Source organism: Synechococcus sp. Cruz CV12-2-Slac-r (assembly GCF_024346075.1).
GTDB lineage: Bacteria > Cyanobacteriota > Cyanobacteriia > PCC-6307 > Cyanobiaceae > Synechococcus_D.
Genome location: NZ_JAGQEK010000003.1, coordinates 21,149 through 39,690, shown reverse-complemented (window position 1 = coordinate 39,690; position 18,542 = coordinate 21,149). Strand labels below are relative to the sequence as shown.

25 protein-coding genes and 1 tRNA gene are annotated in these 18,542 nt (G+C 50.0%); 17 read left to right on the top strand and 9 right to left on the bottom strand.

Annotated elements, in window-relative coordinates; translation table 11 throughout:
* A partial coding sequence (locus tag KB557_RS00905; RefSeq protein WP_255130913.1) for a YqhA family protein occupies positions 1-376 on the top strand: 376 nt, incomplete at its 5' end.
* A 14-nt stretch (positions 377-390) separates the two neighbouring features.
* Here KB557_RS00905 and KB557_RS00900 read toward each other — a convergent pair.
* From KB557_RS00900 to KB557_RS00885, 4 genes are read right to left on the bottom strand one after another with little or no spacing between them, the layout of a single operon-like run.
* Complete coding sequence (locus KB557_RS00900; protein WP_255130912.1) at positions 391-552, bottom strand: hypothetical protein; 162 nt, start codon at positions 550-552, stop codon at positions 391-393.
* Positions 552-1,184, bottom strand: coding sequence for an L-threonylcarbamoyladenylate synthase (locus KB557_RS00895; RefSeq protein WP_255130911.1), 633 nt, complete (start codon positions 1,182-1,184; stop codon positions 552-554). Before KB557_RS00895 ends, KB557_RS00900 begins: the two co-directional genes overlap by 1 nt.
* The gene (prmC, locus tag KB557_RS00890; protein WP_255130915.1) at positions 1,184-2,071 is read right to left on the bottom strand and encodes a peptide chain release factor N(5)-glutamine methyltransferase; all 888 of its coding nucleotides are present in this window, start codon (positions 2,069-2,071) and stop codon (positions 1,184-1,186) included. Before prmC ends, KB557_RS00895 begins: the two co-directional genes overlap by 1 nt.
* Positions 2,072-2,076: 5 nt before the next feature.
* Entirely contained in the window at positions 2,077-3,240 is a 1,164-nt protein-coding gene (locus KB557_RS00885; protein ID WP_255130910.1) for a DNA-processing protein DprA, read from the bottom strand.
* An 82-nt stretch (positions 3,241-3,322) separates the two neighbouring features.
* On the opposite strand from KB557_RS00885, the gene KB557_RS00880 reads away from it, so the two are divergent.
* A complete protein-coding gene (locus KB557_RS00880; protein WP_255130909.1) occupies positions 3,323-4,168 on the top strand; it encodes a universal stress protein in 846 nt (281 codons plus the stop codon).
* A 33-nt stretch (positions 4,169-4,201) separates the two neighbouring features.
* Here KB557_RS00880 and psbM read toward each other — a convergent pair whose 3' ends face one another.
* The gene (gene psbM, locus KB557_RS00875; protein ID WP_255130908.1) at positions 4,202-4,306 is read right to left on the bottom strand and encodes a photosystem II reaction center protein PsbM; all 105 of its coding nucleotides are present in this window, start codon (positions 4,304-4,306) and stop codon (positions 4,202-4,204) included.
* 59 nt (positions 4,307-4,365) lie between these two features.
* Positions 4,366-4,752, bottom strand: coding sequence for a 2Fe-2S iron-sulfur cluster-binding protein (locus KB557_RS00870; RefSeq protein WP_255130907.1), 387 nt, complete (start codon positions 4,750-4,752; stop codon positions 4,366-4,368).
* A gap of 202 nt (positions 4,753-4,954) precedes the next feature.
* On the opposite strand from KB557_RS00870, the gene psbB reads away from it, so the two are divergent.
* The 11 genes from psbB to KB557_RS00815 all read left to right on the top strand — a co-directional run bounded on the left by psbB (position 4,955) and on the right by KB557_RS00815 (position 12,890).
* On the top strand, positions 4,955-6,514 hold the full coding sequence (gene psbB / locus KB557_RS00865; protein WP_255130906.1) for a photosystem II chlorophyll-binding protein CP47: 1,560 nt from the start codon (positions 4,955-4,957) through the stop codon (positions 6,512-6,514).
* A 20-nt stretch (positions 6,515-6,534) separates the two neighbouring features.
* On the top strand, positions 6,535-6,630 hold the full coding sequence (locus KB557_RS00860) for a photosystem II reaction center protein T (RefSeq protein WP_255130905.1): 96 nt from the start codon (positions 6,535-6,537) through the stop codon (positions 6,628-6,630).
* Between the two features lie 113 nt (positions 6,631-6,743).
* Positions 6,744-7,229, top strand: coding sequence for a transcriptional regulator NrdR (gene nrdR, locus KB557_RS00855; RefSeq protein ID WP_255130904.1), 486 nt, complete (start codon positions 6,744-6,746; stop codon positions 7,227-7,229).
* Positions 7,230-7,313: 84 nt separating this feature from the next.
* Positions 7,314-8,411: a 30S ribosomal protein S1 gene (locus tag KB557_RS00850; RefSeq protein ID WP_255130903.1), complete on the top strand. Its 1,098-nt coding sequence runs from the start codon at positions 7,314-7,316 to the stop codon at positions 8,409-8,411.
* On the top strand, positions 8,404-9,141 hold the full coding sequence (locus tag KB557_RS00845; protein ID WP_255130902.1) for an HAD family hydrolase: 738 nt from the start codon (positions 8,404-8,406) through the stop codon (positions 9,139-9,141). The genes KB557_RS00850 and KB557_RS00845 overlap by 8 nt, the downstream gene beginning before the upstream one ends.
* Before the next feature lie 28 nt (positions 9,142-9,169).
* A complete protein-coding gene (gene metK / locus KB557_RS00840; RefSeq protein WP_255130901.1) occupies positions 9,170-10,393 on the top strand; it encodes a methionine adenosyltransferase in 1,224 nt (407 codons plus the stop codon).
* On the top strand, positions 10,394-11,650 hold the full coding sequence (locus KB557_RS00835) for an FGGY family carbohydrate kinase (protein ID WP_255130900.1): 1,257 nt from the start codon (positions 10,394-10,396) through the stop codon (positions 11,648-11,650).
* Between the two features lie 35 nt (positions 11,651-11,685).
* On the top strand, positions 11,686-11,808 hold the full coding sequence (locus tag KB557_RS00830; RefSeq protein ID WP_255130899.1) for a hypothetical protein: 123 nt from the start codon (positions 11,686-11,688) through the stop codon (positions 11,806-11,808).
* Positions 11,809-11,836: 28 nt separating this feature from the next.
* Entirely contained in the window at positions 11,837-12,106 is a 270-nt protein-coding gene (locus KB557_RS00825; protein ID WP_255130898.1) for a DUF2470 domain-containing protein, read from the top strand.
* Positions 12,107-12,143: 37 nt separating this feature from the next.
* Positions 12,144-12,794, top strand: a complete 651-nt coding sequence (locus tag KB557_RS00820) for a ComF family protein (RefSeq protein ID WP_255130897.1) — start codon at positions 12,144-12,146, stop codon at positions 12,792-12,794.
* Between the two features lie 23 nt (positions 12,795-12,817).
* Positions 12,818-12,890: transfer RNA gene (locus KB557_RS00815), tRNA-Phe, on the top strand.
* On the opposite strand, the gene KB557_RS00810 is transcribed toward KB557_RS00815, so the two are convergent.
* Positions 12,872-14,056 carry a mechanosensitive ion channel family protein gene (locus tag KB557_RS00810; protein WP_255130896.1) on the bottom strand — a complete coding sequence of 395 codons (1,185 nt, stop codon included), beginning with the start codon at positions 14,054-14,056 and terminating at the stop codon, positions 12,872-12,874. The genes KB557_RS00815 and KB557_RS00810 overlap by 19 nt on opposite strands.
* 113 nt (positions 14,057-14,169) lie before the next feature.
* Positions 14,170-15,405 (bottom strand): extracellular solute-binding protein, encoded by a 1,236-nt coding sequence (locus tag KB557_RS00805; protein ID WP_255130895.1) that lies wholly within the window; start codon positions 15,403-15,405, stop codon positions 14,170-14,172.
* Between the two features lie 45 nt (positions 15,406-15,450).
* On the opposite strand from KB557_RS00805, the gene KB557_RS00800 reads away from it, so the two are divergent.
* Complete coding sequence (locus KB557_RS00800) at positions 15,451-16,053, top strand: chromophore lyase CpcT/CpeT (RefSeq protein WP_255130894.1); 603 nt, start codon at positions 15,451-15,453, stop codon at positions 16,051-16,053.
* On the opposite strand, the gene KB557_RS00795 is transcribed toward KB557_RS00800, so the two are convergent.
* A complete protein-coding gene (locus KB557_RS00795) occupies positions 16,050-16,385 on the bottom strand; it encodes a hypothetical protein (protein ID WP_255130893.1) in 336 nt (111 codons plus the stop codon). The genes KB557_RS00800 and KB557_RS00795 overlap by 4 nt on opposite strands.
* 103 nt (positions 16,386-16,488) lie before the next feature.
* On the opposite strand from KB557_RS00795, the gene KB557_RS00790 reads away from it, so the two are divergent.
* The 3 genes from KB557_RS00790 to KB557_RS00780 all read left to right on the top strand — a co-directional run bounded on the left by KB557_RS00790 (position 16,489) and on the right by KB557_RS00780 (position 18,514).
* Entirely contained in the window at positions 16,489-16,947 is a 459-nt protein-coding gene (locus tag KB557_RS00790) for a hypothetical protein (RefSeq protein ID WP_255130892.1), read from the top strand.
* Positions 16,948-17,048: 101 nt separating this feature from the next.
* Positions 17,049-17,801 (top strand): phycobilisome rod-core linker polypeptide, encoded by a 753-nt coding sequence (locus KB557_RS00785; protein ID WP_255130891.1) that lies wholly within the window; start codon positions 17,049-17,051, stop codon positions 17,799-17,801.
* A gap of 17 nt (positions 17,802-17,818) precedes the next feature.
* Complete coding sequence (locus KB557_RS00780) at positions 17,819-18,514, top strand: pentapeptide repeat-containing protein (RefSeq protein WP_255130890.1); 696 nt, start codon at positions 17,819-17,821, stop codon at positions 18,512-18,514.
* Positions 18,515-18,542 lie beyond the last annotated feature (28 nt).

The following is an 18,542-nucleotide window of genomic DNA, read 5'->3' as shown; positions in this document are numbered from 1 at the left end:
TTCAGGCATGCTAAAAAGCCTCGACCACAGCAGTTCAACAAAACTGATTGGCACCATGATTGGTGGCATTGATTATTATGTTATTGGTATTGCGCTTTTGATATTTGGCTATGGCATCTATGAGCTTGTAATTTCAGATATCGATCCCCGCGATGAATCAATACCAGAGCGGCGCAGGAACCTATTAAGCATCACTTCTCTCGAAAGCTTAAAACAGAAGCTCAGCAATGTAATAGTTGTGGCTTTAATCGTTTCAGCTTTCAAAACAATGATCAGCTTTAAAATAAGTTCAATGCTTGAACTACTGCAGTTCTGCGGCGGTGTAACACTATTAGCCGTAAGCGCCTGGCTAATAGGCCGCAGCCACACTGATTAATCGCTCAATACTTATTACTTTTCATTCTTAGCTAGCAGTAACCAAATAAATAGCAATGGGGCAACCCAGGCCAACGCACTGAGGCTCAGTAAAGGCTCGATCGCAAGCACAATTGGTTTAATCAGCCAATCAAACACACTCAAAATTAAGCCCACCAAAAGCAGCAACCAGCCCATCAGCTCTGCTCCGATCCGCCTATTTCTGCAATATTGATTAGCGAATTGCCCTGGCGCAATATTTGCCAACAACTGCCATTTTCTCCCTGGTGCCAACCCACAACCGTGCTGGCCTTTCCTGAACCCGGGGGCCATGGCAGCGGTGCCAATAAAGCAAGGTTTGGGAACTTATTGGCAATCTCTTCTGGGCTTGTGCAGGCCGGCTGCCCCGAGCGATTAACGCTGGTGGTGGCAAGGGGGCCGCTGCGCCGCAACAACTGCAACGCCATTGGGCACGCCGGTATGCGAAGCCCAAGGCTGCTTCCACCGGGGTTAAGGGCCTCTTGCACAGGCCCGGCTGCCGGCAATACAAGAGTTAAAGCACCGGGCCAACCTTTATCTACTAATGCTTGCCAACCTGGAGGGGGTGGAATCATTAGAGCAGCGATTAGTTGATCCACTTCTGCAGCCATAAGGATTAAAGGTTTATGGGCAGGCCTTTGTTTTAGCTGCCAGAGCCGCTGAGCGTATTGAGGTTTAATCGCTAAGGCGGGCAACGTATCAGTGGGAAAAGCCACAGGCTTCCCGGCTTCTAAAATTTCAAGTAGCGCTTCGCTGGGATAAGAAGCCATTTCATTAATTGAATTTTCCATTAATTTCTCCCTCGCGCTCTGGCTATTGCAAAACGCAGAGTTCCTTCTAAATCACTTTTAGCTTCAATTAATTCCAGCTCGGCATGCCTCAGCAATTCAAGAACTGCTTGGGATTGATCATGGTGATGCTCAAGCATTAACCAGCCCCCAGGAGCCAGCAATATTGGTGCCAATGCACAAATACTTTTGATTGAATCCAATCCATCATCCCCACCATCAAGCGCCAATCGCGGTTCATTGTTACGCACCAAAGGCTCAAGCTGATTCACCACCGCCGATGGGATGTAAGGCGGATTACTTATCAATAATTGCCATTTTCCTGCTTGAAATTGCAGCGGTTCGGCCCAATTGCCCTGTAGCCAATTAATAGATTTTGCAACGCCATGGATCCTTGCATTTAAAGAAGCAAGTTTTAAAGCAGAAGCACTAATATCAACAGCCCAACCCTGGCTTTGCGGCCATGCTCTAGCGAGCGCTATTGCAATACAACCACTACCGCAACCAAGGTCTGCCCAGGGCGTGAGGCCTGGTTCTCCAAGCTCACTTGCTACTGATAAGGCCAATTCCACTAACAATTCAGTTTCTTGGCGCGGAATTAGAACAGTTTTATCCACCTGCAGCTCCAAATCTCGCCAAGGGCAACGGCCCACCAAATACTGCAAAGGCACCTGCTTTTCGATGTGCTCTTGCCATAAATTCGCAAGCAATTGCAAGGGTTGAGCAATTGTTAATGGTTGTTCTGGATGTAGCCGGCTCGCTTGCAGCGCCCGCCAGGGCAGTTTCCCTTCCATTTCCAGTAGCCAATCCAAACCAGCAGCAGCCCCTGGATTGATTTGCAATTGTTGACGTCGCCAAATGTGCAACTCTTCGCCGCTAATGATGGGCATCACGGCTAAGCAAATCTCAAGCCATTCTGCCGGCGACGCCAGCTCAGATCAGGGGCCACCTCCACCAGCCCGGCCAACTCGAGCTGCAGCAGTTTTTCCGCCAACTGAGGCAGCGGTTGAGCCATTGCCTGGGCCAATTGCTCCAAACTGGCTCCAGCCCCAAGAGCATCCAAAAGAGGATCGCTATTGAAGTTGTGATTGGTGTTGCTATCGGTTTCTTGAAAAAGTGGTGAAAACCTCTTCAAAGGGCCACGCCCCAGGCTGCTCAGCAAATCCGCAGGATCCAGCAGTGGCGTTGCTCCCTGCCCCAGCAGGGAATTACTGCCTTTTGCAGAAATACGGTTGGTATCTGCAGGCACCACCCAAAGGGGCAACTGCTCAGCCCAGGCCAACCTCGCCCCGTGCAATGCGCCACTGCCATCGGGACAATCCACCACCACCACCGCTTCCGCCAGCGCCACCAGCAGCCGATTGCGCGCTGCGAAATGCCCCTTCGCCACTGCAGCCCCTGGGCGTTGCTCCGTGATCAAGAGCCCCCTTTTCCCCACCTCTTGCTGCAGCTGTGAGTGATGCCTTGGGTACACCCGATCCAGGCTCGTGGCTAGCACCCCCACCGGCACCCCCTCCGCCGCAAGGCAACCCTGATGGACAGCTCCATCGATGCCTTCCGCCAGGCCGCTGAGCACTGGCCAACCCGCCTGAGCCAGTGCAATCCCTAATTTTTTGGCCCATTCCAAACCATGGGGTGAAGGGCGCCTCGTACCAATAACGGCTACGGCACGCCGCCGGCGCAAGTGCCCCCAAAGGCTGCCTCGGCCCCGCCAATGCAATTCCAAAGGGGGCCGCTGCAGACAGCTGAGCGAGGGGGGCAAAGCTGGATCTGTTGGCAGCAACAGCCGCGCCGGGCATTCCAGTGGCACCCCATTAATTCCAAGCCGCTTGGCTAATTGATCCCTTGAAGCCACCAGCTCTGGGCCAATCCCAGGCAGGGCCATGAGGGCCGCAGCTGGGGCCCGCCAAGCAACAGCAAGATCAACAAAATTTCGTTCTATGAGTTGTAAACGCTGCATACCAAGGCCTTCCACCTGGGCCCAGGTCCACCACCAACGCCTTCTTAAAGCCAAATTTTGATCACCTAAAACCAAATCGCCCAAAACCGAATCAGCCAAAGCCGGCAATTTAATACATAAGTACTATCATATCAGGTGGTGCGATCTGGGCCATAGGCTTTTATCAGCTTTATTGCTTGCCATGTTCCGCAATCTCTTGATCGCCGATTCCGGCAAGGGCCATGTGGGGGAAATGGTTCGCATGTTGCGAGATATCCCCTGCTTTTCAAAAGCGCGCCTCAATCTGTTGCATGTAGTACCGGATCAAGCCGGTGAAGATCTAAATGGTTACTGGCAAAAAGGCGCTTCGCTACTCGCTGATGCGGTTTCTCGCCTCGGTTTAGAACCCACCGAAGTAAATACAATTTTGCGCCAAGGCGACACCAAGCAAACAGTGCTTACGGTGGCGGATGAGCTAGATGCCGATTTGATCCTGATGGGTTCCCGCGGCCTTGGCCGTTTGCAATCAATCCTTGCCAATAGCTCAAGCCAATACGTTTTCCAGCTTTCCACCCGCCCCATGCTTCTGGTGCGCGACGACCTCTACATACGCCACATCAACCGGCTAATGGTGGGCATTGATGGCACCGGTGTTGGCGACGACGCCCTCAAACTTGCCTGTGAATTAGCCCGCGATATCCCCGGCAGCAGCCTCACTGGGGTGCACATTGGACGCCCTGATTTAGCCCCAAGCCGTGCCGGTACCAAACCCGTAAATACCCTTTTAGATCAGGCAAAACAACGGGCCCGCAGCTTTGGAGTTGAACTAAATGCTGTGCAAAAAACCGGTGATATCGGCAGAGGTTTATGCGCTACTGCCTTGGAAATAAAAGCAGATCTAGTTGTTATCGCCTCCCAAGATCGCCGCCCCCTAGTGGCAAAAGGCTTGGTAGACCTCGACAGACTATTAGGGGGATCGGTAAGCGACTACGTGCGGGTTCATGCACCAGCTCCTGTGCTGCTGGTGAGGGAACCTGAAAAACCCTGAAGCCATGGGCCACGAAAGCCCCTATGCGTTTGGTTAATTTTGGCGGCTATTGGTTTGGATATAAAGAACGATCAAAAATACAGCTGGAACAAATACAAATAAAAGACTGGCCACAAAGCCGAGATCGTTGGTTTGCATAACCGCCAAAAGGTGTTCCGGGAGGGTATCACCGCCAGAGCGGCCCTATCACCTGGAGTTCACAGCTCGTCGCTCAATTCAGCCACTGGCAATGGCTCTAAGCAGGCCTTTTCAAGCTGCTTAGCAAGGGAATCTCTGCCCACTTGGGGCCTGGTTAAAACAGCTACTGAATCGAGCACCAAAACTTGGCAGGCCAAGCGCCAGCTGGGCGGACGTCGCCGTAATTTCTGATCCTCCACGGCTGTGCGCTCGCTCAGAGCTGCCCCATCGCGTTCGGCAACCACCTCGATGAAACAGGTGCTGCATTGGCCGCAACCGCCGCAATTACCAAGCTGCCCTTTTAGGCCATAAAGCTGTAAGCCCTCCGCTAAAGCCAATTCGCGCAGGTTTGTACCCACCGGGCAAACCACATCGCAGGCTTCCCTCACAAAACGCACCACCGGCATTCGCTAATCCACAACTGAAGGCATTCTGCCCTGATACTTATTGCGATTTGTGACGCGATCCTGAAAGAAAGGGAGCTCAGCCGGCCAAAGGAGTTGTTTCCCTTTGAAACAGCAAGCCTGGGTTTGGATTTAAACCCTTACGATCACAAAATCTTCGCAGTTAATGCGGAGCTTCTGATCTCGTTTACCCCCACCAAATCAAATGGGATTGCCCTGGTACAGGGTGCACACGGTCGTCATCAACGACCCAGGCCGCCTTTTGGCGGTGCACCTAATGCACACCGCCCTGGTGGCCGGCTGGGCCGGCTCGATGGCTCTATATGAGTTGGCCATCTTTGATTCTTCTGATGCCGTTCTCAACCCCATGTGGCGGCAGGGCATGTTTGTTATGCCCTTCATGGCTCGATTAGGCGTTACCGGCAGCTGGGGAGGCTGGAGCATCACCGGTGAAACCGGGGTTGATCCAGGTTTTTGGAGCTTCGAAGGGGTGGCTGCCGCCCACATTGTTTTTAGTGGCTTGCTGTTTCTAGCCGCCATCTGGCACTGGACTTTCTGGGATTTAGAGATTTGGCAGGATCCCCGCACCGGTGAGCCCGCCCTGGATCTGCCCAAGATTTTTGGAATCCATTTGCTACTTGCTGGCCTTGCCTGTTTCGGTTTTGGTGCTTTCCATCTCACCGGGGTCTTCGGGCCGGGCATGTGGGTGAGCGATCCCTATGGCATCAGCGGCCACCTGGAAAAAGTGCAGCCCTCCTGGGGACCTGAAGGCTTTAACCCCTTCAATCCAGGCGGCGTTGTGGCTCACCACATTGCAGCTGGCATCGTTGGGATAATCGCTGGAATCTTCCACATCACCACTCGCCCTCCGGAACGGCTTTACAAAGCGCTGCGGATGGGAAACATCGAAACAGTGCTGGCTAGTGCCATTGCAGCTGTTTTCTTTGCCGCCTTTATCGTGGCGGGCACTATGTGGTACGGCAGTGCCACCACTCCGATTGAATTATTCGGCCCCACCCGTTATCAGTGGGATCAGGGTTATTTCAAACAAGAAATAGCCAAACGCGCCCAAGGTGCCATCGCCCAAGGCGCCACCCCGAGCGAGGCCTACGGCAACATCCCTGAAAAGCTTGCCTTCTTTGATTACGTGGGCAACAGCCCCGCCAAGGGAGGTTTGTTCAGAGTTGGGCCAATGGTTAACGGCGATGGGCTTCCTACCGGATGGATTGGTCACATCAGCTTCACCGATAAAGACGGCAGGGATCTGCAGGTGCGGCGCTTGCCAAACTTCTTTGAAAACTTCCCAGTTGTTCTCGAAGATAAAGACCGCATCGTGCGCGCAGATATCCCCTTCCGTAGGGCTGAGGCAAAGTATTCCTTCGAGCAAACTGGAGTAACAGCAACCGTTTACGGCGGTGAACTGGATGGCAAAACCTTCACAGACCCAGCCGACGTGAAGCGTTTAGCTCGCAAAGCTCAATTGGGTGAAGCCTTTGAGTTTGATCGTGAAAAGTATGAATCCGATGGCACTTTCCGCAGCTCACCCCGCGGTTGGTTCACCTTCGGACATGCCACTTTTGCGTTGCTCTTCTTCTTTGGACACATCTGGCATGGGGCTCGCACCCTTTACCGCGATGTGTTTGCCGGCATCGATCCAGATCTCGGCGAACAAGTTGAATTCGGTTTATTTGCAAAACTGGGCGACAAGTCCACCCGCCGCCTGCCCGAGGGCTATGTGCCCCCAACAGGTAGCCCCGTCAAATAACCCTTAGGAGAACCCTAGCGATGGAAAGTTTCGCCTACATTTTGATCCTTGCATTCGCAATCGGCACTCTGTTTTTTGCAGTTGCCCTGCGAGATCCACCTAAAATTGGCAAGTAAGGCTTTTAATTAACCCTGCTCAAGACAAAGCCCCCCTTGCAATTGCAAGGGGGGCTTTTCAATATTGCTATTAATGTCTACAATTAAAGAGTTATTTAATTGATTGTTTAATTTTGCAGTGCCCCGCCTGCCAACACAGTGATAGCAGGGTGCTCGAATCAAGGGCAGCAGATTTAGGTAAAACCGTGCGGCGCAGGCGCGAATGCCTCAATTGTGAATTCCGGTTTACCACCTACGAAAGAGTGGAAACTGTGCCGATCACAGTTATTAAACGCAATGGCAATCGCGAAATTTTTAGTCGTATCAAACTTTTAACCGGTTTGGTGAGGGCATGCGAAAAAACAGGTCTTGATACTGGGCGATTGGAAGTGGTAATCGATGATCTGGAAATATTGTTGCAACAGCGAAACCAACGCGAAATTAACAGCCAAGAATTAGGCGATTTGGTTCTTGATCAGCTGGGTGATCTAAGTGAAGTGGCTTATGTGCGCTTTGCTTCAGTGTATGGAAAGTTTCGTAGTGTTTCAGATTTTATCGGCACTCTCGAAAAACTTAAACAACGCAACCAAGTTAAACGTCAATTGGCGGAGATCGGCTGATAGGGTTAGAGATTACCGTTTTGCTTGGGCGGAGCTTTAAACGGTTCCCTTCCCCCTGCCTGAGGCAGGCCGCCTGTTCCATCCATGACCACAACCCCATTAAGCACTGAAGCGCTGGCTGCTGATTCCATGCTCGATTTAGAGCAAAGCCTTGATGCCATGGCCCATGATCTGGCCGATGACATCCCAGAAGAAGTGCCAAGCGCTGAAGATGGCATTCGCGTTGCCAGCCGCAGTGGCGATGATGTGGGTTTTACCCTTGAAGAATTTACAGCGTTACTAAGTAAATACGATTATCACTTCAAACCCGGCGATGTTGTAAATGGCACTGTATTTAATCTAGAGCCGAAGGGCGCTCTGATTGATATCGGCGCAAAAACAGCAGCGTTTATGCCCCTGCAAGAAGTATCTATCAACAGGGTTGAAACCCTTGAAGAGGTGCTTGAACCTGGGGAGGTTCGCGAATTCTTTATTCTTACCGATGAGAATGAAGATGGTCAGTTATCCCTTTCAATTCGCCGCATTGAATATCAACGGGCTTGGGAGCGTGTTGGGCAACTACAAAAAGAAGACGCCACTATTTATAGCGAAGTTTTTGCTACCAACCGTGGTGGCGCTCTGGTGAGAGTTGAGGGCTTGCGGGGCTTTATCCCAGGCAGCCATATCAGCACCCGTAAACCAAAAGAAGATCTCGTTGCAGATTTCCTTCCCCTCAAATTTCTTGAGGTGGATGAAGAACGTAACCGGCTGGTATTAAGCCATCGCCGCGCCCTTGTGGAACGCAAGATGAATCGCCTCGAGGTGGGTGAAGTGGTGATCGGCACCGTAAGGGGAATTAAGCCCTACGGCGCCTTCATTGATATTGGTGGCGTTAGTGGCCTCTTGCACATTTCAGAAATCAGCCACGAACACATCGAAACACCACATACGGTGCTGAATGTGAACGATCAAATGAAGGTAATGATCATTGATCTAGATGCGGAGCGGGGTCGCATTTCACTATCCACCAAGGCTCTTGAACCTGAACCCGGCGATATGCTTACCGATCCACAAAAGGTGTTTGATAACGCTGAAGAAATGGCTGCTCGTTACAAACAGATGCTGCTGGAACAAGCCGATGAACCCGATGCCGATACCGATACAGATACAGATGCAGAATTAGAATCCGCTGAGCTTGATTAACAAATCACTGCCGCTTGATTCAACCAAAGCAGTGCTATTTGATAAAGATGGCACCCTTTGCAGCAGTGAGAATTACCTCGAGGCTCTGGCAAATGCCAGGGCCTCTTTTTGTGTTGGCATCAGTGCCAAGCCAGAGCTGCTCCCCCCACTTCTGGCTGCCTATGGCTTGAGCAAAAATGGCATTAATCCTGCTGGTGCCACCGCAGTTGCTAGCCGCCATAGCAATTTGATTTCCACCGCCACGGTGCTGGCTATGAACGGGGTGGATTGGTGCGCTGCCCAGGAATGGGCTGAAATAGCTTTCAGCCGAGCAGATTTTGCCCTTGCTGATCGCAAAGCCCAACTCACCCCACCTCTACCTGGCCTAGTTGCGCTGCTGCAGCGCCTGCAGCAAAAGGGGATCACCCTCGCAATTTTAAGTAGTGATCTTGGCCCAAGCTTGGAAACTTTTTTGCAGCATTACGAGCTGCGCCAATTTTTCAGAGCTGTTTATGGGGCTGAACGAAATCCCTCAAAGCCAAGCCCGGCGGCAGCCCTAACTCTCTGCAATGAGTTGGGTTTTGAGCCTCAACATTGCGGCATGGTGGGTGATGCTCAAGCAGATCTAAACATGGCTGCTGCTGCTGGTTTGGGCTGGAATCTTGCCTACAACGGCGGTTGGAAGCAGCCGCTTCAGCTTTCAGGCAGCCATGGTTACCTGCAGCACTGGGATCAACTAGCTCCGCTGTAGCCTGCCTATCGCTAGGAATTTTTTGCCCATGGGTCGCTACGTATTCACCTCAGAATCCGTTACTGAGGGGCATCCAGACAAAATCTGCGATCAAGTGAGCGATGCAGTGCTTGATGCACTATTAGCCCAAGATCCTGCCAGCCGAGTTGCCTGTGAAACTGTTGTTAATACTGGGCTTTGCATAATTACAGGTGAAGTAACAACAACCGCAATAGTTGATTTCAATAGACTTGTTCGCGGTGTAATTGAACAAATTGGTTACAACGGTGCCCGCGCTGGTGGCTTTGATGCCCATAGTTGTGCGGTGCTGGTGGCCCTTGATCAGCAATCACCTGATATTGCTCAAGGGGTAGATGAAGCAGATGATCACGATGGTGATCCCCTAGACAAAGTTGGTGCCGGCGACCAAGGCATCATGTTTGGTTATGCCTGTGATGAAACACCTGAATTGATGCCGTTGCCGATAAGCCTGGCCCATCGCTTAGCGCGACGCCTAGCAGAGGTACGCCACAACGGTTCACTCCACTACCTGCTGCCCGATGGCAAAACCCAGGTGAGTGTTGTGTATGAAAACGAAAAGCCGGTGGCGATCGACACAATCCTCATCTCTACGCAACACATCGCTGAAATAGACGGCATCAGCGACGACAAAGGTTTGCGGGAACGGATCTCTGCCGATCTTTGGCAGCATGTGGTGGAACCAGCCACAGCTGATTTAGCTCTAAAGCCAGATCGCAACAGCACTCGTTTCCTTGTAAATCCCACCGGAAAATTCGTAGTAGGCGGCCCCCAAGGTGATGCAGGCCTTACCGGGCGCAAAATTATTGTTGATACCTATGGCGGTTACGCCCGCCATGGTGGTGGCGCATTTTCAGGCAAAGATCCCACAAAAGTTGATCGCTCTGCTGCCTATGCGGCCCGTTATGTAGCAAAAGCTCTTGTAGCTGCAGGCCTTGCCCGCAAGGTGGAGGTGCAACTCAGCTATGCAATTGGTGTAGCAAAACCAGTGAGCATCTTGGTGGAAAGTTTCAATACAAGCAGCATTAGCAATGAAGCCCTCACTGAACTAGTGCAAGAAAAATTTGACCTCAGGCCTGGCGCCATCATTGAAATCTTCAACCTGCGCGGTTTACCCAAGGAAAGGGGCGGTCGTTTTTATCAAAACGTTGCTGCCTACGGCCACTTTGGCCGCACAGACCTCGATCTGCCCTGGGAAAATGTTGATGCGATCGCCGCCAGTTTGCTCCCCTGAGTGGAGTTTTTAGGCCTAGGTATCGATCTGGGCACTAGCGGCTTAAGGGTGGCGGTGGTGAATGCCGCAGGGAACTTATTAGAAACGAAAAGTAGTTCATATCCACTTCCTTTCTCTGATGCCAATGGTTGGCAGCTTGGGGTAGCGCAATTAGTAAAACAACTATCAACTGTGTTGCGCCAGCACATAGCAGCTATCGCTATCGATGGCACTTCTGGCACTTTGCTGGCTTGCAACAAGCTGGGGGTTCCGTTGGCACCAGCACTCCCCTACAGCTGCGCTTGCGGCGAACAAAGCGAAGCGATCAAAGCCTTAGTGCCTAGTAGCAATGCCGCAGCTAGCTCCAGTGGCAGCCTTGCTAGAGCTCTGCAATTACTGCAGCAATTGGAATGGCAAATAGGTAAACCTGTGCCATTGCTACGCCATCAAGCCGATTGGTTGATGGGCTGGCTGCTGGGGGATTGGCGCTGGGGAGAGGAAGGTAACAATCTGCGCCTGGGTTGGGATCTGCTTAGAAATCAATGGGCTGGGCAGCTTGGGGTTGCCCCCTGGGCTGAAGCGTTACCGCAAATTGTTGCCAGCGGCCAAACCCTTGGCCTTATCAGCGCCGCTGCTAGTGCAGCACTTGGCATACCAAAAACCTGTCTGGTGGTGAGCGGTAGCACCGATGCCAATGCAATGGTGCTGGCGGCAAACCCCAAAACGAACGATGGAATTTGCGTTCTTGGCACCACCTTGGTGCTGAAACAATTCAATTCCACAGCGTTGCATGGGGCTGGAATTAGTAATCACCGCATAAATGGCCGCTGGTTAGTGGGAGGTGCATCAAACGCCGGCGCTGGGGTATTGAGGCAATTTTTTAATGATCAACAACTCAAAGAACTAAGCCGGCAGATTGATCCCACCAGACCTAGCGGTTTGCATTACCTGCCGTTGCCTGCCCCGGGGGAGCGTTTCCCCATCGAAAACCCGAATCTGCAACCAATACTTGAGCCCAGGCCCATCAGTGATGCCTTATTTCTGCAGGGGATGCTGGAGGGGCTCAGCAAACTGGAGCACCAGGGCTGGCAGCGACTGCAAGAACTGGGGGCAAGCCCCATAAAGCGGGTGCTCACAGTGGGCGGTGGAGCCTGCAACCCCCAGTGGCGCAACTTAAGGCAACTAGCCCTTGGCATACCAGTGCTAAATCTGCCCAATGCGTCTGCAGCTACTGCAATGGCTTTTCTTGCCCTGCAAAGCGTCAAACTTGCCCGCTAGGCGTCAAACTAAAAGGAACAGCCGGTTTTATGGCCATGAATAACCGCCTGAGCACAATCCTTTCAATCGGACTGTTTGTTGTGCTCGCCGGTTATGTGAGTTTTAGCGGCGTACGCCTTGGCCTTGTGCTTTGGCAGCGCTTTGCAGGGGCCGGCTAATTGATTAAACAATCTCTAAAAACACGCCATGGCAGCTGATCCCCTCACCCCCGCTGTAAGCGAGCGCATCTGTAAACATATGAACAACGACCACGGCGAGGCAGTGCTGGCCTTTTCGCGCCATTACGGCGGATTAGCTGCACCTGTTGCGGCGCGAATGCTGAGGATTGAAACAGAGCAAATGCTTCTAGAAGTGGATGGGGCTGAAATCAAAATTGGCTTTGATCATCCCCTCAGCGATAGCGAAGATGCCCATCGCACCTTGGTGGCGATGTTAAGGGCAATGCCACAAGGCTGAAATAAGGGGGAATGATCAGTGTTAACGCCTCCAAGCTATGGCTTTTTTGCTGCCCCCTTGGCTTGATCAACTGCTGATAAATCCTTGCTGCCCCCGTTGCAAAAAAAGCAATAACGAGCGCAAGCTTTGCATAAGCTGCCGCCGCAGCCTTGCCCTTGAGGTGGAAGGCAGCTACGGGCAATGCCCGCTGCCCTGGTGGGCTCTAGGCAGTTATGAAGGGGGCTTACGGCAACAGTTGTTGCAATTGCGAAAACAACGCAATCACCAGCTAGTGAAAGCCCTTGCAAGAATGTTGCTGCCGTTGATCCCAGATTTGGGCGTGCCGCTACTAATCACAGCAATACCAGAAAAACGAGCGGGGGGCTTCTCAATGCCTTGGCAGATGGCTGAAGTGATCGCCCAAGAAGGGGGCCACCAACTGGTGAAAGCACTAGCCAGAAATAGGGCCTGCCTTGGCCAACACCACCTAAACCGGAAGCAACGCTTAAGCAATTTGCAAGGGGTGTTTCGCTGCGTAGAACCAGCAAAAGAGAAATTGCAACCACTGCTCCTGGTAGACGACATCCTTACGACAGGGGCCACGGCCTTGGCTGCAATGGAGGCGCTAGAGCAAGCTGGCCACGGTCTACTTGGAATTGCCTGCCTCGCACGCACACCTGCGGCGAAGAACAAGGGGCAGGTGGGTTAAGATTGCTTCTTGCCTGCGGGCAAGCCGGGATAGCTCAGTTGGTAGAGCAGGCGACTGAAAATCGCCGTGTCCCCAGTTCAAATCTGGGTCCTGGCATTAGGAATAGCTGCATCCATATGCAGCACTCTTTGAGGATACGGAATCTCAATTCCCTCTCGGGAAAAGGCATTCCAAACGGCGATTCCCACTGCACTGGCAACAGAGATGCCATTCATTGGATCTTCAATCCAATAACGAATTGCGTAGGTAATTGCCGAATCGTTGTAGCGCAAAAGCAAACCCTTAGGCGCCGGTTTTGCTAGTACCCGCGGAACCGTAGCTGCAACCGCTTCCAGAATTGCAATCACCTGCTCTGGAGGATGGCGATAGGCAGCACCTATGAGCACCTGCCCGCGCCGGTATCTATCTCGCACACCGCTATAAGTAACCATTTGCTGCGTAAAAAACAATTGGTTTGGTACTACCAATTCCACGTTGTCGCGATCGCGCCAAAGGGTGGTGGCACGCATGCCAAGCTCAAGCACTTCGCAAGGGTCTTCTCCGGTTCCGGTTTCTAGAAGCAACACATCACCGGGCCGCACAGCACCTTCAATTAGCAGCCATAAGCCGCTAATAAAATTACTAAAAACCTCCTTAAGGCCGAAACCCAAACCAACCGATAATCCGCCGCCAATTGCGGCAAGAAACGTGTAATTAACCCCAACGATTACAAGTATGGAAATGAGGCCAATCGCTACGATTAGGTAGCGAATAATCAACTCAGTAGCCCTTATTGCCGGTTTTGATAATTGGAATAAGTTTGCAGCTAGCCAAGTTAAGCCCCAAGCCGGAAGAGCGGTGCCGGTAGCGAGAAAGTAACTACCCAATAAAAGTAAAAGAACATCATTAAAACTAAAATTATCGCCACCTACCATGGCCACAGGAGAAGCGAGTAAAGATGGTAAATCAGATATTTGAGAAAGAACACTTAAAAAGCCAACAATCACATAAGCAGGCCGCAGAACACTTAGATCAAATTTACTTACAACCGCTATGGGTGCGTGAAATTTAAGCAAAATAATTAAAAATCTAGAAAACAAACACAAGCCATAAAAACCAGTAATAAAAAATGCCAATCCAGCTACACCAGAAATACTATCAAGCGCAAGCGAAAAGATTCTCAATACAAAAAGCAAGAGCAACTCATTTGCTAATTCCTTAAAAGCCGATATATACTTATAACGCCTCTCCAATGGCCAATGGCGAGCCTCTAGGTTAAGCAATTTACTTAGCACAACCCAGAATATGAGCGCAAATCCTAAAGTAACAATCTGAATAAGAACAGAGACTCGAAAAGCGTCGGAGAAAAGATCGTTAAAAATATCAGATAAATTATTCATTTTTTGGCTCCATATTTCAAAAGTTCATTCAATCGGGGTGCAATTGCTTCAGGGCTCTGCTCACCACTAATAACAAGATTTAAATCGGGAATTAAAACGGGATCTGTTTTATAGAGCCAATCAATCTGATCCAAACTTAGCAACTTACCCCGCTCCGCAGCAAGATCAACAAGTTGCAAGGTATTATTCGTCTTAAGTGGTAAACTAATGCCAGGATTCACAGGTACCGCCGTGCCTAATTTCAATGCCATATTTCGTTGCTGAACAATATTAACTGAAAAAAGTACAAATTTCTTGGCTAATTCATGCTGCCGCCCACTTGATTGCGAGCCAAACAGCCAAGTGCGCGCATTTAAAAACGGACTTGCGTTTCCTGTTGGCACATTAGGAAGCATCACAATGCCCAACTTTTCACCCATACGACTTTGCAAACCTGGCAGCCAGGCTCCAGTGCAAGTAATCCAACTAAATTCACCGGAAATCAAGCCGCTTCTCAACAGGAGCGGATCAGATTCAAAACTGATTGTTGGCTGAAGATTTGCGAGCTTTAACCAGCGCAGAAATGAAAGGCTAGAAGGCAGAATCTTTGGCTCAAACAAAGCATCGCCCAGGCCGGAATAAAGCCATAGCAATTGATCAAAATTCTTATTAATTCCAAATGAATAGCCGTTCTGGCTCAGCTTTATAAGTTCATCAAGATTTTCAGGAGGTTTTTTTAAACGCAAACGGTTATAGCAAGCAATTTGCGGAAAAATAAATACTGGGATTCCAATTAATTTACCTTTATGCTTAAATGAGGGCAGCAAGCTATTACGTATAGAAAGGATTTCAAATCGATTAAGCGAGACGGGTTTAATGAAATTCTTGCGTAAAAATGGCAGGGCATTATTATTAGTTAAAAGTATTAAATCAGGGCCCAAGCCGCGAGTGTGTTGAAACTTAATCTCTCTTTCTAAATCAACAGGGGGAATAAACCTAGCCTGTATCTTCACATCAGGATTGAAACGCTCAAACTCACGAATTTCCGCGCTGATCGTAGATTTGTTCAGCTTTATATCGAGGGGATCAGCTCCTAATCTCGTTTCCACTAATACACGAATGGTTGATCCAAAACCTATGGATTTAGATCGCTCAACAAGATACTCCTGCAAAAGCGGCATTTTGCAGCCTTGAAGGAGAGCTAACAAAGGCAGCAAACCCAGCAAAAGGCGCTGCGGGGGAAAGCCATTCATCCGAGTTGCTGCCCAAAATTGAAACATCATCCTAAGTTTGCAGCCATGGACCATGCATTTCAACTCTGCCAGCTGCTTTGCGGTGATTTCTGCAATCGTGAGCAGGCCTTCAACAACCCACCAATCTATGCCCACATCCAAGTGCGGATAAGGGCTCTACCCCATCTAGAACCAGGTTCACTTTTACTAGAACAGGCCTACACGGTTGCCCCAAATGAACCCTACCGAATCAGGGTTTTGCAGGTGGTGGTGAGAGCTGGCGCAATTCAAATTATAAATAAAGCAATTAAAGATGAGCAAGCGTTCATTGGTGCTGCAAGCAACATTGAGAAACTACTTAAAATCACAGAGCCAAACCTTATTACACTAGAAGGCTGTACATATAATGTTACGCCTCAAAATATGGGGTACGAAGGATTAATCGAACCGGGCTGCAAATGCATAGTTACACGCAATGGTATTTGCACTTACCTTGATAGTTATTTTGTTATCAATAAAGAGGGAATGAGCACCCTAGATCGGGGCTACAACGTTGATACTAATCAACTGAGCTGGGGTTCACTAGCTGGTCCGTTCCAATTTAAGCGCCACATGCTTGAAGTTCCACCCCCACCTATCGAATGGCAAAACAATATGGGGGGAAACTAAGCAGCCTCATCCATAAAAAGTTGCTCCTGTTCTTCTTCATAATTCAAATCTGCAATTAGCTCAAGGGAGGCTTCTGGAATAGGCTCTTGCAAAGTCTCTCGGGGAAGCTGAATGGGATCAAGTAATCCGTTAATACGTTCAATCCTTAAATCCGAAGCAGCAAGCAAAATCCTGTCTCCTTCATGCATCTCAAGTGGAGCTGGCGCGATTTTCTGATTCATTAGCTCTACACGTTCCTCCAACTCCAGCAAACGCACCGTAAGGGTTTCATTCACCTCTGATAAAGCGTGGAGCTGATTTAAAAGCCGTTGCAAGAGCTGGGAAGAGGCCATATCTAGCAAAAGTGAGTTTGCGCAGATAGTAACAAACATGCCCACAAGCGCCAGTAGCTGAAAGCTGGAATAGGCTCTGTGTGTCTCAAAAAGCTAGGGAGCTATGGGCCCATCAGCGCTCGATCAAATTGCTGCAATGATTCAATCCTGCAGATCAAACCAGGAGATCAAAATCAGTAGAGGCGAAGCTATTTTAAGGATTAATTTTCGCCTTGACGATCTAAATCTATGGGGAGAATCTGCCGAAGTGCTGCCATCAGCAAATATTATTCTTGCCTGCGATAATGACACAGCTGAAATTGAAGAATCAAACCTCACTTGGGTAGTGGGGGCAGCGATAAGAGGTATAAATCTTGCCAATCCGGATCAAGCCATCGCCCTGCTCATAAAACTTGGAATTGAAGAAAACATAGCTACCGAAATTATTGATGTGTGCCCCGGGCTTTGCAAGGAAGTGAGATGGGCTTTCTACAGAGAAAGGCATGGCTGGCTCTGCGCATCACCTGCATTAAACCGGGAACAACTAAACAAAGTTTACGGAGGTGGAGATGGCAGCAATTAGCCGTTTAATAACATTGATGAAGAGCTGCTAGGCATTTGAATTAATTCAGCAAATCTGCGAAATAATGCCTCCACAGCTTTTTATGTCACGGCAACATGCCCATGTCGCTACCGCTGCTCGCTTATCCCCTCTCAAGCCAAAATTCACGGGTATATCCCCCCGGTGGCGGAACCCTTGCGGAACAGAATTTCCTAGAGGGGCCCTCTAGCGCTCACTCAGCGGGCAGTGGAGTTGATTTAATAATTGAAAAAGCCTACAAGCAGATATTTTTTCACGCGATGAGTTGCGATCGCATTCAGCATCTAGAATCGCAATTGCGCAATGGGATGATACCGGTAAGGGAATTTATTCGAGGATTACTTCTTTCAAGACGTTTCAAGGAAGGCTATTACCAATGCAATTCAAACTATCGAATGGTAGATCAAATTGTTGGCAGGGTGTTAGGCAGGCCTGTTTATAACGACGCCGAAAGAAGAACCTGGTCGATAGTAATTGCAAAAGAAGGTCTTGAGGGTTTTGTAAATCAACTACTTGATAGTGAGGAGTACATAAATGCCTTCGGCCTAGATCAAGTTCCAGAGCAGCGCTCAAGAAGCCTTGCCGGCCGGGCCACAGGTGAAATGCCTATATATCAGCAATTCCCGCGCTATGGCTCCGATTGGCGCGACACGATGCAACAAAGAACACCGAGCGGTGAGTTGAAATCTTATGAGCCGGCTCCTGCGGCGAAATGGCTACCAGCCAAGCCACCAGCATGGGCTCTCAAAGTATGGCTTGGCTTATTTGCAATTGGCGGATTTGAAATCTTAAGGGTGCTTGTACTTGTTGGTTTCTCTATGCTGCGCACTAACTAAAAGAAATCTCGAATTTGATGAGCCTTGAAAACTGGTGGCCACCGGAGCTAACAGAACCAAACAATTCAATCCTCGGGGTTATCGACGCAAGGGGTGCAAATTGGAGTGGCAAAATAATCAAGATACCTAATCTTCAAAAAGCTAGGCTTTGCAGAGCCAATCTGCAAGGTGCGGATTTAAGCGGCTGCAATCTGGATGATTCAGATCTAAAACTTGCCAGATACGATTCAAAAACAATCTGGCCCACCGGTTTTAATTATCAAAAATCTGGTGCTATTGGCCCAGGTGCAAAATTAAATGCTGTGTTCCTTTCCGGAGCTGATCTACGGGGGATGGACTTCAGGGGCGCCTCCTGCATGGGCACATACCTAAGCGGCGCCAATCTGAGCGGTGCAATTCTCGATGGAGTTCGGCTGATTTCCGCAGATCTTCGTTGCGCCCAAATGCAAGGGGCTATGTGTAGGGGGGCAAGTTTTACAGGAAGCCAACTGAATCAGGCAGATTTCCGTGGTGCCGATCTCAGCGATGCGGCTCTTGATGGCGCTGAAAGCATTGAGGGCGCGGATTTTTCGTTTGCAACCGGCTTAGAAAATATCGCCTCTGAATTGCTACGCCGCCCATATAAAGAGCTAGATTGCTGGAATCCCCTTACGAGAAGCACCACGCGGGCAAGCCTGGAGCAGCATCTCAAGGATTACGACGGCAAAAGTTGAGCTATATAAAGTTGATCTCCATAAAAGG